The 17497-nt window shown below is 49.1% G+C and carries 11 protein-coding genes; 2 read left to right on the forward strand and 9 right to left on the reverse strand.

Annotation, left to right across the window (positions count from 1 at the left end; all coding sequences use genetic code 11):
* Positions 1 to 61: 61 nt before the first annotated feature.
* Both CYJ98_RS08065 and CYJ98_RS08070 read right to left on the reverse strand, forming a co-directional pair.
* Complete coding sequence (locus CYJ98_RS08065; RefSeq protein ID WP_036472778.1) at positions 62 to 154, reverse strand: methionine/alanine import family NSS transporter small subunit; 93 nt, start codon at positions 152 to 154, stop codon at positions 62 to 64.
* On the reverse strand, positions 154 to 1635 hold the full coding sequence (locus CYJ98_RS08070) for a sodium-dependent transporter (protein ID WP_419150082.1): 1482 nt from the start codon (positions 1633 to 1635) through the stop codon (positions 154 to 156). The genes CYJ98_RS08065 and CYJ98_RS08070 overlap by 1 nt, the downstream gene beginning before the upstream one ends.
* Positions 1636 to 2462: 827 nt before the next feature.
* Between CYJ98_RS08070 and gap the strand changes: the two genes are divergently transcribed.
* Both gap and uvrD read left to right on the forward strand, forming a co-directional pair.
* Positions 2463 to 3491 carry a type I glyceraldehyde-3-phosphate dehydrogenase gene (gene gap / locus CYJ98_RS08075; RefSeq protein WP_003748138.1) on the forward strand — a complete coding sequence of 343 codons (1029 nt, stop codon included), beginning with the start codon at positions 2463 to 2465 and terminating at the stop codon, positions 3489 to 3491.
* 100 nt (positions 3492 to 3591) lie between these two features.
* Complete coding sequence (gene uvrD, locus CYJ98_RS08080) at positions 3592 to 5799, forward strand: DNA helicase II (RefSeq protein WP_101756084.1); 2208 nt, start codon at positions 3592 to 3594, stop codon at positions 5797 to 5799.
* A 68-nt stretch (positions 5800 to 5867) separates the two neighbouring features.
* On the opposite strand, the gene CYJ98_RS08085 is transcribed toward uvrD, so the two are convergent.
* The 7 genes from CYJ98_RS08085 to polA form a co-directional block, all read right to left on the reverse strand.
* On the reverse strand, positions 5868 to 6668 hold the full coding sequence (locus CYJ98_RS08085; protein ID WP_003748132.1) for a sulfite exporter TauE/SafE family protein: 801 nt from the start codon (positions 6666 to 6668) through the stop codon (positions 5868 to 5870).
* 486 nt (positions 6669 to 7154) lie between these two features.
* Entirely contained in the window at positions 7155 to 7535 is a 381-nt protein-coding gene (locus tag CYJ98_RS08090; RefSeq protein WP_003748129.1) for a putative zinc-binding protein, read from the reverse strand.
* Between the two features lie 274 nt (positions 7536 to 7809).
* Entirely contained in the window at positions 7810 to 11097 is a 3288-nt protein-coding gene (locus tag CYJ98_RS08095) for a DUF2339 domain-containing protein (RefSeq protein ID WP_101756085.1), read from the reverse strand.
* Positions 11098 to 11326: 229 nt separating this feature from the next.
* A complete protein-coding gene (locus CYJ98_RS08100; protein WP_101756086.1) occupies positions 11327 to 11812 on the reverse strand; it encodes a hypothetical protein in 486 nt (161 codons plus the stop codon).
* Positions 11813 to 11961: 149 nt separating this feature from the next.
* Positions 11962 to 12918 (reverse strand): tetratricopeptide repeat protein, encoded by a 957-nt coding sequence (locus CYJ98_RS08105; protein ID WP_101756087.1) that lies wholly within the window; start codon positions 12916 to 12918, stop codon positions 11962 to 11964.
* Positions 12919 to 13102: 184 nt separating this feature from the next.
* Complete coding sequence (locus CYJ98_RS08110; RefSeq protein WP_101756088.1) at positions 13103 to 14596, reverse strand: hypothetical protein; 1494 nt, start codon at positions 14594 to 14596, stop codon at positions 13103 to 13105.
* A 10-nt stretch (positions 14597 to 14606) separates the two neighbouring features.
* Complete coding sequence (gene polA / locus CYJ98_RS08115) at positions 14607 to 17402, reverse strand: DNA polymerase I (RefSeq protein ID WP_101756089.1); 2796 nt, start codon at positions 17400 to 17402, stop codon at positions 14607 to 14609.
* Positions 17403 to 17497: the final 95 nt, after the last annotated feature.

Genomic DNA, 17497 nt, shown 5'->3' on the forward strand with positions numbered 1-17497 from the left:
TATGTAACAAAAAGGCCGTCTGAAAAATGACTTTCAGACGGCCCTTTCATTTGCCCAAGCCTTATTCTTTAGGCAGGCGCAGGACGGAGACGATGAATCCGCCCCAAATGACGATCAATGCGACAAGCATCATAATAATGGCTGAAGTACTCATTATTCGTCTCCTTCACGTTCGTGTTCATGTTCGTCTTTGACGTTGAAGCCCTGACCGTGTTTCCACGGCAAGAATGACAGCAAGACAGACAATACCAAGAGAGCGCCTACCATGCCCCAGCCGAAGATATTGAGGAAGCTGTCAGGATAGCCGCTGTAATTCTCTTTTAAGAGGCCGGCAGTATCTTGATAAAGCATATAGCCGAGCATAGCGACGGTAACTACCACGCTGGCTGTCCACACTTTACCGACACGGATGGAAGACAGCGCGTTCAAGTGATTGCGCAGTTCGGGCAGCTTGCGCAACAAAACAATCGCCAAAACGTAAACAAAACCGGAAGCCACAATGCCGTAAGTATTGATGAATTTGTCCAATACGTCCAACACAGGCAGGCCGGTGGTCGTACCGAACAGCAAGGTAGAAATAATCGCCATTGGCACGCCTGCAATCAGCGTTGCGCTGACACGGCCGATGTTCATTTTGTCTTGAATTGCGGCCACAATCACTTCAACGATGGAAATCATAGAAGTTACCCCCGCAAACACCAGCGAGCCGAAGAACAACACGCCGATCAATGCGCCCATCGGCGCTTGGTTGATAATGGTCGGGAACGCGATAAACGCCAAGCCGATACCGTTGGATGCCACTTCGCTGACTTCTTTGCCTGCGGCTTGAGCCATAAAGCCCAATGCTGCGAATACGCCAATACCGGCGAGCAACTCGAAGCTGCTGTTGGCAAAGCCGACAACCAAGCCGGTGCCGCCCAAGTCGGTTTTTTTCTTCAGGTAAGAAGAATAAGTAATCATGATGCCGAAGCAGATGGAGAGCGAGAAGAAGATCTGGCCATATGCGGCTACCCAGACTTTCGGATCCGCCAAGCGGCTCCAGTCAGGCGTAAACAAAGCGTCCAAACCTTTTGCCGCGCCCGGCAGGGTCAGGGCGATGCCCACCATGATGACAAACATCACTACCAACAAAGGCATGAAGAATGTGGACGCACCGGCCACGCCTTTTTGCACGCCCAAAGCCATAATCGCCAGCGTAAACACCCACACGGCAATCAGCGGACCAGCTACTTTGCCGACAAAGTCCAAGCCCAAGTCTTTGGCATCGGCCATTTGTAGGAAGTCTTTGAAGAAGAAGGTCTGCGGATCCGCACCCCATGCCGAAGTCAAAGAATAATAGGCATAGCTTGCCGCCCAGCCGACAATCACGGCGTAGTAGATACAGATGATGACGTTGGTCAGGAAGTTCCACCAACCCATCGGCTCAAACCAACGGCCGAGGCGGCGGAAGGCCAAAGGAGGCGAACCGCGGTAACGGTGGCCGATGGCGTAGTCGAGCAGCAACAGCGGAATACCTGCCGTCAACAGCGCAACCAAGTAAGGGAGGACGAAAGCACCACCGCCGTTGTCGAAGGCGATGTAAGGGAAACGCCAAATGTTGCCTAAGCCCACGGCCGAGCCGATGGCGGCAAACATAAAGGCACGGCGACTGCTAAACGTCGCGCGTTCGCTGGATTGAGAATTTGACACAATGAACCTCTTAAAAATCGAGTGTCGTCAAGGCCTCCCGGCCTTGCGCATATATATTTAGAAATCAGGCCGGACAAAGCGGCCGGTTAAAATAGATATTCGGACAAGGATAATATCCGGTATTTAAAGAATGCACCGCTTATGGCCATGCAAACATAATCTGACCTTATCGTAAAAAAATTTAACACTGTTGGCAAGTCAGTATTGCATTAAAATCGCAAGGAAAATCTTCATGCACTACGACTAAAATCTTCATACACTTCTTTATATACAAGCCAAACGCAACACCCAAGCCCCGTTTTCCCTCCCCTTCCCACTGACAACCGCCCTCGCCGCAAACCGCCTTTCCCTTATCCCGTAAGGAAAAGCGGCAACCCAACGCATTCAAATCCCCGTCATCAAAATGTTTCAGACGGCCTGTTTCCCTTCCGTCCCATCCGGGCCGTCTGAAATTTCACTGTTGCATGTTGTAATCAAGAAACCGTCCCAAAATTCCGTTTAATATAAACAAAAACAATCCGCCTTTTTCTACGCCCATCATCACTATCATTTAAAATAAGCATAAAATATCAAAAATAAAATGAATACAAAATAAAATAACAAAAAATCCAAAATAAAATTAATTTTAAACCCGAATTTCTACTCTAATTATCCACAATCAAAAATAATCGAATCAAAAAATTTCAATAAAACATTAATTACACAACACTACATTTTTGCTATAATTGCCGCCATTCAATCCACAACCCAAACCCAAAAGAAGAGGAAAAGCCATGGGTATCAAAGTTGCCATCAACGGTTACGGCCGCATCGGCCGCCAAGTAGTGCGCGCTATTTTCGACTACAAACTGCAAGACCAACTCGACATCGTTGCCATCAACGCCAGCGGCAGCATCGAGACCAACGCCCACCTGACCAAATTTGACACTGTTCACGGCCGCTTTGACGCCGATGTTTCCCATGATGAAAAACACCTCATCATCAACGGTAAAAAAATCCCTTACTTCTCCACCCGCAATCCTGCCGAATTGCCATGGGGCGAATTGGGCGTTGACCTGGTCATGGAATGTACCGGCGCGTTCACCAGCAAAGAGAAAGCCAAAATCCACTTGGAAAGCGGCGCGAAAAAAGTGCTGATTTCCGCTCCCGGCGGCGATGACGTTGACGCAACCATCGTTTACGGCGTAAACGACGACGTGATTACCGGCGACATGACCGTTATCTCCAACGCGTCTTGTACCACCAACTGCCTGGCACCCGTGGCCAAAGTGTTGAACGAAAACATCGGCATCGTAAACGGCGTGATGACCACCATCCACGCGCTGACCAACGACCAAACCGTCACCGACGTACGCCACAAAGACCTGCGCCGTGCGCGTAGCGGCGTGGAAAACATGATTCCGACCAAAACCGGCGCAGCAAAAGCCGTCGGCTTGGTATTGCCAGCCCTGAAAGGCAAACTCGACGGCCTCGCCATCCGCGTACCGACCGTCAACGTTTCCCTGGTTGACCTGAGCTTCCAAGCAAGCCGCGAGACTTCTGTCGAAGAAATCAACGCGCTGATGAAAGCCGCTTCCGAAGAAGGCCGTCTGAAAGGCGTTTTGGGTTACAACACCCTGCCGCTGGTTTCTATGGACTTCAACCACACCACCCAAGCCAGCACATTTGACTCTACGCTGACCAAAGTAACCGAAGGCAAAATGGTTAAAGTGTTCGCATGGTACGACAACGAGTGGGGCTTCAGCTGCCAAATGCTGAACACCGCGCGCCGTATGTTCGGTTTGGAAGTACGTCCGTTCTAATCGGCTTCCAACACAAAGGCCGTCTGAAACATCTTTTCAGACGGCCTTTTGTATTTCCTTTAAAATATCGCATTCCCATTTATTTTCAGACGGCCTCTTCATGTTTCCCAACGAATCCGCCCCCAACCTCCTGCAAGGCTTAAACCCCGAACAACTCTCCGCCGTAACCTGGCCGCCGCAATCCGCCCTCGTTTTGGCGGGCGCGGGCAGCGGCAAGACGCGCGTACTGACCACGCGCATCGCATGGCTTTTGCAAAGCGGTCAGGCCAGCGTACACAGCATTATGGCGGTAACGTTTACCAACAAAGCCGCCAAAGAAATGCAGACCCGTTTGGGCGCGATGATTCCCGTCAACGTCCGCGCCATGTGGCTCGGCACGTTCCACGGCCTCTGCCACCGCTTTCTACGCCTGCACCACCGCGATGCCGGCCTGCCGTCTTCCTTTCAAATCCTCGACAGCAGTGACCAGCTTTCCCTGATTAAACGCCTGCTCAAAAGCCTCAACATCGCCGAAGAAATCATCGCACCGCGTTCGCTGCAAGGCTTTATCAACGCGCAAAAAGAATCCGGTTTACGCGCTTCCGTCTTGAGCGCGCCCGATCCGCACACGCGCCGCATGATTGAGTGCTATGCCGAATACGACAAAATCTGCCAACGCGAAGGCGTGGTCGATTTTGCCGAACTCATGCTGCGCAGCTACGAAATGCTGCAAAACAACGAAATCCTGCGCCAGCACTACCAAAACCGCTTCAACCACATTCTGGTCGACGAGTTCCAAGACACCAACAAGCTGCAATACGCCTGGCTGAAACTGATTGCCGGCAACAACGCAGCAGTATTTGCCGTCGGTGACGACGACCAAAGCATTTACCGGTTCCGCGGCGCAAACGTCGGCAACATGACCGCGCTGATGGAAGAATTCCACATCGACGCACCCGTCAAACTCGAACAAAACTACCGCTCCGTCGGCAACATCCTCGCCGCCGCCAACGCCGTTATCGAAAACAACGACGAACGCCTCGGCAAAAACCTGCGCACCGACGCCGAAGCAGGCGACAAAATCCGCTACTACTCCGCCTTTACCGACCTCGAAGAAGCCCAATTCATCGTGGACGAAACCAAAGCCCTCGAACGCGAAGGCTGGGATTTGGACGAAATCGCCGTCCTCTACCGCAGCAACGCCCAATCGCGCGTTATCGAACAAAGCCTGTTCCGCAGTGGCATCCCCTACAAAATCTACGGCGGCCTGCGCTTTTACGAACGCCAAGAAATCAAACACGCCCTCGCCTACCTGCGCCTCGCTGTCAATCCCGACGACGACAACGCCCTCTTGCGCGTCATCAACTTCCCACCGCGCGGCATCGGCGCACGCACCGTCGAAAACCTTCAGACGGCCTCAAATGAACAAGGCATCACCCTCTGGCAGGCAGCCTGCAATGCCGGCGCAAAAGCCGCCAAAATCGCCGCCTTCGTCCGCCTCATTGAAGCCCTGCGCAACCAAGTCGGACAAATGCCCCTGTCCGAAATCATCGTCGGCATCCTCAAAGACAGCGGCCTGACCGAACACTACAAAACCCAAAAAGGCGACAACCAAGACCGCCTCGACAACCTCGACGAACTCGTCAACGCCGCCATCGAGTTCAAACCCGAAGACAGCAACTTTGAAACCCTGCCTGAAAACATTTCAGACGACCCCGCCTTCCCCATCCTCGCCTTCCTCAGCAACGCCGCCCTCGAATCCGGCGAAAACCAAGCAGGCGCAGGCGAAAAAGCCGTCCAACTGATGACCGTCCACGCCTCCAAAGGCTTGGAATTCAACGCCGTCTTCCTCACCGGCATGGAAGAAGGCCGCTTCCCCAGCGAAATGAGCCTTGCCGAACGCGGCGGCCTCGAAGAAGAACGCCGCCTTATGTACGTCGCCATCACCCGCGCCCGCAAACGCCTCTACATCACCATGGCGCAACAACGCATGCTGCACGGACAAACCCAATTCGGCATTGTCTCTCGCTTCGTCGAAGAAATCCCGCCCGAAGTATTGCACTACCTGTCGGTCAAAAAACCGGCCTACGACAGCTACGGCAACACGCGCCAAACCGTCACGTTCAAAGACAAAATCATTGAAGACTTCAAACAGCCGCAAACCTACGCAGGCTTCCGCATCGGCCAAAACGTCCGCCACGCCAAATTCGGCACCGGCGTCATCATCGATGCCGTGGACAAAGGCGAATCCGCCCGACTGACCATCAACTTCGGCAAACAGGGTGTAAAAGAGCTGGATACCAAGTTTGCGAAATTGGAAGAGATGTAGAAATTAGAATGCTTGGAATGATAAAGGCCGTCTGAACATTTTTCAGACGACCTTTTAACATCTACCTATTAAGCCGAAAAAGCCTTATATGCCATTGAAACGATAATCAGCAAAACCGTTACGACCAAAACCTTACGAATAACTTCCCCGTTTGAATTGATAGCATGGAGGCTGCCAAAATGGTTACCCAACAAATTTGCCAAAATCATCGGGATTCCGATTAGGAACGCCATTTTCCCTGCTATCAAGAAAGCAACAAATGCCCCGATATTAGAAGCAAAATTGAAAATCTTGGAAGTAGCCGAAGCCTGCAACAACGACAATTTGTTAATGACAAACAAAGCAATGATGAAAATACTGCCCGTGCCCGGTCCGAAAAAACCATCATAAAAACCAACAATCAGACAAGTTAAAAATACGGCGATAACGGATTTTTTTATCTCGCCACGCTCGTCTTCTTTTTTCAGCAAAACGCCTTTGAACAAAGTTGCCAGCAAGCCTATGGGCAAAAACGCAAGAATAATGTAATTGATGGTTTCCACCGGAAGAATCAAAATGACTTTTGCACCGACAAATGCCCCAATTAAAGCCGCAACAATACCAACCGGCACAATATGCCATACGATCGAACTGCTCTTCATAAAGTTTTTAATCGCAGCCACCGTACCGATGGTACTCACCAATTTTTCCTGTGCCAACGCGACCTGCGGCGGTAAACCTACCATCAAAAATGCGGGAATCAAAATCAGCCCGGCTCCGCCCGCAATAGCATCAACGTAACCCGCAATTAAAGACGCAGCAACCAGCAAGAAAAGGCCGAGATAAAAATAATCGGCAATAATGCTGCCGGGAATAAATAATTGTTCCATGGATTGTTTCCTCTTGATTAAATTTAAATTTTTGTATGCAGGTAGTGTTTGCACGAAGTATCTGAGAAATAGTTGTCCCAAACACCCTAAACTCAATGTGTCAGGTAACATACTTCAGACTCCACACTCTCCTTGCAATCTTAAATACATATAATAATGACTAAAGAAATTTTTAATATGTTGATTAACATTGTCGATTTTGTCAACAATATTAATTTATGTAAAAATATACTATGAATTAGTTAATTTAATCAAGAAATTTCTTCTTTAAGAAATCGTTTGAAGCATGCTAAGATAAGACAGATGGCAGATCATATACTCTATACAACTTTTAAAAAATAAAGGCCGTCTGAAAATTAAATAGGTTTTCAGACGGCCTAAAATTTTTATTGTCTCATGTTCCAAATCATGTATATGTAAAACTTACAGTCCCATGGTTTAGATTCTCAACCGATATTCTGGGGACAATCAGGCAAATAAAAGTCGTTAACTGCTCAATACATCGCCCTTCTTCGTCAAAACATATTGATAAACTTCTTCTACAGTAGCCTCGTCATAGCTTTTGCCAAAGCGTTTTTTGTAGCCCAGTTCGTATAGTTTCACATGATGCCCTTCCGGGATTTCAACGCCCACATTTTCCAAACACGATTTAGCGCAATGCAGATGACAGCCGTCAATAACCAACATCGGCCGTCCGGACTGCGCTTTGCGCACCAACGGCGCGACTTTGCCGCCCACGCCGGAAATGCACGACATTTCAAATTCTCCGGCATGGTCTAGCGCCACGGCTGTGTTGTTGGCCAGCTGCGCCACATCGGAACATCCGGAACAAGAATAAATTAAGGGAAGCTCATTGCGGTTAGGCATTTTCTATTTTCTCCGGTAGCGGTTTTTATCTTTATGTGTCCATCCATGGCTAGTCTGTCGGGCGCATCATGCGTGGTATGCGGATATTCGGGGTGCACCCGTTTTCTTTTTTCAGACGGCCACGGCTTATCCATTTACATATTAAAAGGCATCATAACCCAATACAATTAGACATGCCAGAACAAAGCAGATTGTACCTTCTAAAAAATAAAGGCCGTCTGAAAACAGATAACGCTGCTTTTTCAGACGGCCTTTTTCTTTTGAAGATTAATGATTAGGCTTTAGGTTCGCCATCATTCTCTGCTTTGGGCGGAACGGGTGCAAACCAACCGACCAGAAGCAGCAGCAAGCCGACGATGATGAAGGAGGCAATGCGCTCGATACCGCCGCTATTGGAAAGCTCGATTAGGAAGAGTTTGACGACCACGATGCCCATCAGCGTCGCGCCTGTCATCCAGTAGGAACGCTGTTTGCGACGGTTGCCGAGTACCATCAAGATGATGGCGGTTACTGCCCAAACAACAGACAGGCTGGCTTGCAGGCCGAAGGATTGCAGCATGATGTCGAGACGCCAAGTGATGCCGTCGTAGAAATGCCATACGCGCATCACGCCTGCGCTGATCAGCATAAATGCCAAGGCTGAGACAGTGGTTGCCGTGGTACGGCGAAGGTCGGGCGGCAAGGCTTCGGGCAGGGATTTCAGGGCAAACCAAAGTATACCGGCGCTGGCGAGTTCCACCGGATTGAGTACGGGAATATACGGCAACGGCGAAGGTTGGAACGGAGTGGAGAAGTTGGTCCACAGCATCCAACAGGCAGCGGCAAGGGCGCACAACGGCATAGCAAAATGCTGATAAATGGCTTGATGCCGTTTGAAAAATTCGCATTGGCGCTGCGTATGGAAAACAATCCACATCGCCAACGGCACGACAAGCCATGAAAGCTGCGCCCAAACGCCGTAAAAACGCTCGCCGACATACAGCGCCGTCCAAAGCGTCCAAAGTACGCCGAGTATCGTGATATTGAGTTTGTGCAACCAAATCAGATCATGGCGCGGATAGTTGTTCAAAATAATGAAGTTCAACACGGTGGCGGCCACAAGCGGCAAGGCTGCGGCGGCTGTCCATGCGTGTTCGGTATGGTAGAAGACAAAATGCATGGCAAACACGGGCAGGAATGCCAAGTTTGCCTGCAGCAACTCTTCCCATTTCAAACGTTTGGCAAACAGCAGTAAGCTGGCAAATATCGGCCACATCCACAACTCGATAAACAGGGTTTCCTCGCCTGTCCATTGCATATAAAGGGCGTAGCTGCCTGTCGCCAACGCAGTAAGCAGGATAATCCAGCCTGAAACCTGCGCAAAGTAAACCTCGTTTCCTTCCGGCTTTTCGCTTGCAACCGGCACGCGCGGATATTGCAGCGCGTAGGCAGCCGCAAAAAGCAAAGGCGTGGCGGCAATAAGGTACAGATGGCTCAGGAAGCCTTGGGATTCATAAATAATACCGGCTTGCAGCAACAGGGCGAACAATACATTGCCCAAGGCAAATGTGATAAATACATTCGGCTCGTGTTTGCGTCGGCAGAATGCGCACGCCGCCGCCAAAGCAGAAAGAGCGACAATGCTGCCTTGGTCGGCCAAGAAAAGCAAAGGCAAAATAGAAATGTACAGCAAGGCGGCAGATAACACGGCCGTCTGAACGGATTTTTCCCATTGCGCCGAACCTTCGCGCCGCAAGAAATTCCACAATAAATAAATCGCCGCTCCGCCAAGCAACACCACAACCGTCGTAAACCACTGCCCTTCCAGAACGGTATCCGTGCCGAAGTTCTGATAATTGCCCAGCTGAATCAGTGCCGCCAAGAGATAAACCATCAGCGCACCCAAACGGATATGCGGACGCTGTTGGCGCAAACCGAAGAAATAAACCAATGCGGATTCGGCACTCCACAAGATAACCGTATTGCTCGGTTCAAAATAAAGCGGAACAGCAATCGTGAGGAACAACACCGCCAACGCAAAAAACGCCTGACGCAAAATATACAAACCCTGATGACGTTTCAGCAGCAGCGCGGCCAGTCCGTAAACAGCGGCAAAACCCAATGCGGAAAGCGCATCCGCAGACGGCCAATGCTCCACCATGCGGTATTGCAGGCCGAACGCCGCCGCCATCGTGCCAAACAATAAAGTATGGTCGAGGACATGCACACGCAGGCCGTGTGTATAAATGCTGTTGCCAATCTCCTCCAAAGTCGCATTGTCGGCAATCGGCGTAACGCTGTCTTCGCTGTTTTCCGTCAGCTTACGGCGTGCAAACAGATAAGCGATAAAGGTATAGAGCAGCCAGTGGTAAATCAAGAAAGGCTCGGTAGTGGCGAAATGTTGCGGCGTATAACTTCGCATGCCCCACAGCGCGGCAATCGCAAAAGTAGCGGCAAAACCCGTCAGGTTCAGCGGACGCCATGCCTTAAACCACGCAATTGCGGCCACACCGGCATTGAGCAGGGCAAGATAAGAAAACAGCACCAAATAATTGCCGCTGCCGTCTGAAGTCAGCAAAGGCGCGGCCATACCGCCGATTAAAGCAACCTGCGCCATAATCTGCGCATTCTGCCTTACCGCCAGCCACGCCATCAGCACAACCATCGCCACCATCAGCCCGAACACGACCGACACAGGCAGCAGCGGATGCAGTTTCAACGCCGCCAACGCCGTCAAATACATCACCGCCACGCCGAAACCCTGCAACACCAAACCATACTCACGCTTACGGCTTTGCAGTTTCCAACCGCCGACTACCGCCGCCAAACCCGCGCCTGCCACCGTCAGATAACGCAGCTCCACCGGCACATGAACCCGCTCGGAGGCATAGCGCAGCAAAAATGCCAAACCGAGGAATAACACCACAATACCGGTTTTCAACAACGGATTGCCGCGCAAGAACCAAGCAACAATCGGATTGTCGGAAAACTTATACTCTCCGCCTTCCACCTTATCTTTATGGATAACGAATTGACGCGATGGCGCTTCTTCACTTTCAGACGGCATCGAAGCAACAACAACCTCTTCCTTAGGCAGCCCTGCTTGTTCAGCAACAACCGGAGCAACCGCCTCGACAACTTCTTCCACAACAGGCTCAGACGAAGCAGCAGCCTTGGCAGAAACAGGATTAATAGGTATAGAAAAAGAAGGAGCAAACGCCTCTTCAATCTTCTGCTTAACAGGCGCAGCTTCCGCCTCAGGCTCAACCCGAACCTGAAGTGGCTCGGAGGCCGTCTGAACATCAGCAACAGCCCGAGCCTCAAGCCCCTGCCCCACCTTCGCCTCATCACGGACAGCCTCATGCTCCAACACCGACAAACGCCGTTTCAGCAGCTCGATTTCCTGCTCCAGCTTCTGCATCCTGTCGCCTGCCGTAGCAGATTCAGCCAAACGCTCTTCTTGACGCTGTTTGGCAATCGACCAAGCAACCAGCCAAAACAACGACCCAATAATCACGCCCGTGGCCATCTCATCAAGAAAATAGCCGATCATAATAGGAATAAGCAGGCCAAAAAACTGCATAAAACACCTGTTTGATAACAATAAGAATATGCCGATTGTAACACCGGCAACATTATTGATGAAAAAAAGAGACAAAAGGCCGAGAATAAAAGCATACGGCAAATAGAAGATAGAAAATCGGCATAGAAAAAGGCCGTCTGAAAATGTTTAGGGATTTTCAGACGGCCTTAAGCATGTTTTCTTTATGTATCATGAATACATCAACAGATAAGCAATGATTTACCGAATATTATTTGCAACGCATCAGCGTACGCGTCCGCCAAACTTTTTTGCCTGAGCCGTCCGTTGAAAAATCACGGAATCTTTGCGTCAGTACGCCTCGGTTTAAAGAAAACTCAAAATTATCGTTATAAATCTGCGTACCTTGCTCCGGCTCCTCTTCCCGAACACGTGCCGTACCTGCAATTTTATCGGGTGAGTAAATTCGATAATTCAGTTTCGTATATTTCGCACCCCATTCCCAACCGTTTAATTCAATTGATTTTTTACCTATTTCAATATAAAAGCCGCTATCTTCCGACACATCGACATTATCCATAGCAGCGTTTTCATCATAACCCATGGCACATAAAGCCCTTATATGTTTGGGCGATACCTTCCCTTCATAATGCCCGGCCCATTTGCCTTGAAACGCTTGCGGAATATCTTGGGCAGCGGCTTGAAATCCAAGAAGGAGCAAACCGGCGGTCAGAACAGATTTTAAAGTGAGCGACATTATTTTTGACCTTTCAAGAAAGAGTGTTTAAATCAATATGAATAATACAGGAAATGGAAAAAATAGAAAAAGGCCGTCTGAAAATATTTAGGGATTTTCAGACGGCCTAATAATATTGTCAGGTTAATTGAGCAACTATTTATTGAAACTTAAGACTCCTCACGAGGATATCCGTTACTATAAGCCTTCTCAAACCATTCCTGAGCCAGCGTGTCATCCTGTTGAAAACCTTGGCCAAGTTTATACTTAGTACCCAAGCAAAACTGAGCCGATGCAACCCCCTGCTCTGCCGCTTTACGATACCAATAAATCGCCAACACATCATTTTGCGTTATCCCTTCTCCCCAATTGTACATCTGAGCCAATTGAAACTGAGCATCGGCATGCCCTTGTTCCGCCAATTTACGAAACAAAGACAGTGCCTGCTTATAATCAATACCAAAAGAAGAATCACTTCGATCTACACTTCCACCGTATCGATACTGCAAACCCAATTTGTATTGAGCCTCTATATCTCCTTCACTTGCCATACGAGAATACATCATAAACAAGTGCCATCGAGGCTCCCCATATGGCCCACCTTTAATAAACCATTCTTCTGCCTGTTTATAGTCTTGAGGAACACCTATTCCATACTCGTACATTGTTCCTATTTGGCAATCAGCAGGGCCATATCCCTGGCTACTGGCAAGACGATACCAATACAATGCCTGTTCATAATCTGACAGCTCCAAATACAGCTTTCCCAAAGAAAATTTAGTTCTCCCATCTCCATTCTCTGCCTTTGCATGCAGCCACTGTTTCAACTGCTCATAATCCCGATTGGTCAAAAACCTCGAATACTCCATTATCAAAAGGCATTGCGCATCAAGATATCCCTGCTCTGCTGCCTTCATATACCAATGCACTGCCTTTCGATAATCTTTAGGCTCTTTATTACAATATAACCCAGCTAATTCATATTGAGCCTGGACATTTCCTTCTTCTGCCAACTGAGTAATAGCTTGAATAGAATCAGGCGCAGTTCTTTTACCTACACTCCGTCGCATAAGTTTGAAAAAAACAATAACAACAGCTATTAAAAAACAAGCGAGTAACAATTTCATCTTATATTCCCAGTCTTATTCATTTTTTATTTTCGATACCATAACTATTTTTTAATTACACTCATTAAAATGGGGTTGCCATTAAATCAAATTCTTAAAATCTAATAATGCCGAATACAACATCGTCTAAAAACCTTGAAAGGTTTTCAGACGACCTCGGATATGTTTTGAATTCAACCTACAACTATTTAATCAATACACGTTTATCTGCCAATCCTGTCAATCTTGAAAAATTTTCTTTTTGTTTCAATTCACTCCAAGAAAACTTTTTCAATCGCTCCCACTTAAAGTCATCTTGCCGAGTTGAAATCCATACCCCTTCAAGCGCAACCAAGCCAAAGCCATCACACCCCAAACGCAAAGCATAAGACTTTGCCTGCAGGAAGGCATCTTTTAACTGTCTTTCATTAGCAATACGATATTTGGCTTCCCAAATAAATCGGGCGCTCTCTTCTCCACGTCGATCATTTGCAAATAGGGCATAATCAGGAAAAACACGATCATTACGCCCCATTCTTAAAGTCATCTGCCTTAGCCAATCATTTTCATCAAACCCTAATTGTTTCAACAACGGTTCAAGTAAAGTAATTTCTACATCCCGCTCATTACTTAAATTTCTAAAATCGGGCTCATCTAAAAACGGTAATTTTGGCAGTATAGAAACATCAAAGTTTTTAGATTTCAATATCTCTATGATTGCATTGTATTCATCTGATGTACATTCCCTTCCATTCACTCCTTGCATATTGGCTTTAACCAAACCTTTTTCTTTCCAAACTGGGTTACTTTTCAATTCAGATAAATGAATCGTCGGAATGACTATGGGAAAGCCTACCCAAACTCGTTCAGGATAGTAACTAAATGGATCATAGTAGGTAGGAGATACTGCGCGGAAGATAGCCGTCAATCCACTATACGGGGACAAACTATACAATAAAATAATATCCCCTATTTTCGTTTGCGGATTTCCCTGCCAAAAAGTTTGATATTTTTCTCCATTACTCCTTAATAGATCTGTATCCTCTTTGGTTCCTCCGCTGATATAAATATTGATTGCATCAGGCAATTCATCGGTATTGATAAAGTCAGGTAGGGTTTTTAACGAAAAATCATATAGAAAACAATTTAATTCTATATAGTCTAATGAATATTTTTTCCGAAATTCGTATATCTCTCGGCATAAATTTCCATAGTAAAGGAAACGATCATGGTATTTCTGTTTACTTGGCGGCATTGGAAAAGGTATATCAAATGACTGGAAAACTCTTTCCAACAAGAAAAACCGGTTAGTAAAAAAATACGGAATATAATGTTCAGGGTCTTTTAGATACAAAAACAATGAAATTCCATCTAACCATGCCAATTTGTCCCTACATTCCTTTTTATCACTTTCAGCAAGAAAAGAATCAACAAATCCTTCAAACTCTTCAATTGCCTGCTCGATATTCTCAGCACTCTCCCAATCTGAAAAATTTGCTAATAGGTCTTGTATAAAGACAAAAGTTTCTATCCAATAACCTTCGCTTTCCTGTGTATATCCTTGCTTAAATAAGTAAGAGTATATTTCCTTCCATTTTTCTTCTTTTACCCATACAGATAAATTTTCAAAGAAGTTTTTAGTTTCTCTTGCTGAATCAGTTTGCAGATAACAATCAAACACATAGCGATTAAAATACATACCCATTTCCTCAATGCGCCTCTTCCCAATTTATCCCCACGCCTACTTCTGCCACCAGTGGCACTTTCAACATTCCTTCATCCACTTTCGCCATAATCTGCGGCAGTTTTTCTTTCACTAAATCCAGTTCGGCTTCAGGGACTTCCAGCACCAGTTCGTCATGCACCTGCATAATCAGTTTGCTTTGCAAGAGGTCGTCTGAAAGCCAACGAGACACGTCTATCATGGCGCGTTTGATGAGGTCGGACGCGGTGCCTTGCATGGGGGCGTTGATGGCGGCACGTTCGGCTCCGGTGCGGGCGTTGGCGTTTTTGTTGTGGATGTCGGGCAGGTAGAGACGGCGGCCGAACAGGGTTTCGACAAAGCCTTGCGCGGCGGCTTGTTCTTTGGTGCGCTGCATGTATTCGGCGACGCCGGGATAGCGGGCGAAGTAGCGGTCGATAAAGTTTTTGGCGGACAGGTTGTCTATGCCCAGCGATTTGGCGAGGCCGTATTGGCCCATGCCGTAAATGAGGCCGAAGTTGATGGTTTTGGCGTAGCGGCGTTGTTCGGACGAGACGTTTTCGGGAGCGATGCCGAATACTTCGGCGGCGGTGCGGCGGTGTACGTCTTCGCCGTTTTGGAACGCGGTAATCAGGGTTTTGTCGCCGGAGAGGTGCGCCATGATGCGCAGCTCGATTTGGGAATAGTCGGCGGAAACGATGACGCTGCCTTGCGGTGCGGTAAAGGCGCGGCGCACGCGGCGGCCTTCGGCGGTGCGGATGGGGATGTTTTGCAGGTTGGGGTTGTTGCTGGCAAGGCGGCCGGTAATGGCGACGGCTTGGGCATAGGTGGTATGCACGCGGCCATCTTTGGGCGAAATCATTTCGGGCAGTTTGTCGGTGTAGGTGGATTTCAGTTTCGCCAGGCTGCGGTTTTGCAGGATGATTTTGGGCAGGGGGTAGTCGGGCGCGAGCTGTTCGAGCACGGCTTCGTTGGTGGAAATGCCGCCTTTGGCGGTTTTTTTCAGGCCTTTGGTGGGGATGCCCATTTTGTCGAACAGGATTTCTTGCAGCTGTTTGGGCGAGTTGAGGTTGAACGGCTGGCCTGCGGCGGCGTAGGCTTCTTGTTCGAGCTTCATCAGTTCGGCGCCGAGTTCCGCGCTTTGGCGGGCGAGTTCGGTGCGATCGATTTGCACGCCGTTGCGTTCCATTTCAAACAATACCTGCGCGACGGGCAGCTCCATTTTTTCATACATTTCAAGCTGTTTGACGTCCATCTGCGCGCGCAGGTGCGCTTCGAGGCGCAAGGCGAAATCGGCGTCTTGGGCGGCGTATTCGGTCGCTTGCCCGATGGCGACGTCGGCAAAACTAATTTGCTTCGCGCCTTTACCGCACAATGATTCGTAGGTAATGGTTTCCAATCCGAGCCAGCGTTCGGACAACTCGTCCAAGCCGTGTCCCAGATGGCTCTCGATAATGTAGGAAGCGAGCATGGAATCGCCGGCAATGCCGTTCAGGGCGATGTCGTAGTTGGCGAAAACGTGTTGGTCGTATTTGAGGTTTTGCCCGATTTTTTTCAGGGCGGGATTTTCCAAATGTGATTTCAGACGGCCTAATACGTCTTGTAAATCGAGCTGTTCTGGCGCGGCAGTCAGGCTGTGTCCTACGGGGATGTAAACCGCTTCACCTGTTTGGAACGCAATGCTGATACCGACCAGCGCGGCGTTCATCGCGTCTAATGACGTGGTTTCCGTATCGATGCCGATTGTGTCCGCCTGCTCCAGTTTGTCCAACAAAGCGGCAAACTGCGCTTCGGTGGTAATAGCTTGATAATCCAGTTTTTCAGGGGCTGGGGCGAGTTCGGGTTGTTTTTCAGGCTGTGTTTCCATCACCAATGCGGCCTGTTCGCCGATATGCTCGCTGCCGAACAAATCAGTGTTTTGCGCTTCGTGCATACGGCTTTCCGCCTCTTTCAGCCAAGTGCGGAAGCCCCAGCGTTTGAAATCGACAACCAGCTGCGCCCATTTAGGCGTAGTACGGCGCAGGCTTTCAAGGCCGTCTGAAAGCTCGGTGTGCAAGTCCACATCGGTTTTAATCGTGACCAAATCATACGACAGCGGCAGTTGTTCCAAAGCGGCTTGCAAGTTTTCGCCGACCTTGCCTTTGACTTCGCCAGCGTGTTCCATCACGCCGGCCAGCGAGCCGTAGGCTTCCAGCCACTTCACCGCGGTTTTCGGGCCGCATTTTTCCACACCCGGCACGTTGTCCACCTTGTCGCCCATCAGCGCGAGATAATCGCGGATTTGGTCGGGGCGCACGCCGAATTTTTCCTTCACGCCTTCAATATCCAGCGTCTCGCCACTCATCGTGTTCACCAGCGTCACGCGTTCGTTCACCAACTGAGCCATGTCCTTATCGCCGGTGGACACCACCACGTTCCACCCTGCTTCACTGGCCATCGCCGCCAACGTGCCGATAACGTCGTCCGCTTCCACCTGCGGAATCACCAATACCGGCCAGCCCATCAGGCGCACCAAATCCGGCAAGGCTTCCGCCTGCGGGCGCAAATCGTCCGGCATCGGCGGACGCGTCGCCTTATAGTCGGGAAACATCTCGTGGCGGAAATTCTTACCCTTCGCGTCAAACACCACCGCGCAATAGTCGTGCACATAATCCGCCCGCAGTCGGCGCAGCATGTTCAACACGCCATACATCGCCCCAGTCGGCGCACCGTCGGGCGCAGACAAATTCTGCCCCATAGCATGATAGGCGCGATAAAGATAAGAAGAGCCGTCAACGAGAAGGAGTGTGGGTTTGTTGGACATGGGGAACCTGCTGTGTGTATGAAAATAATGTACGGATTATAAAGGAAAAGGCCGTCTGAAAACCGAAAATCAAGTTTCAGACGGCCTGATGTTTA

This window comes from Neisseria perflava, assembly GCF_002863305.2.
GTDB lineage: Bacteria > Pseudomonadota > Gammaproteobacteria > Burkholderiales > Neisseriaceae > Neisseria > Neisseria perflava_A.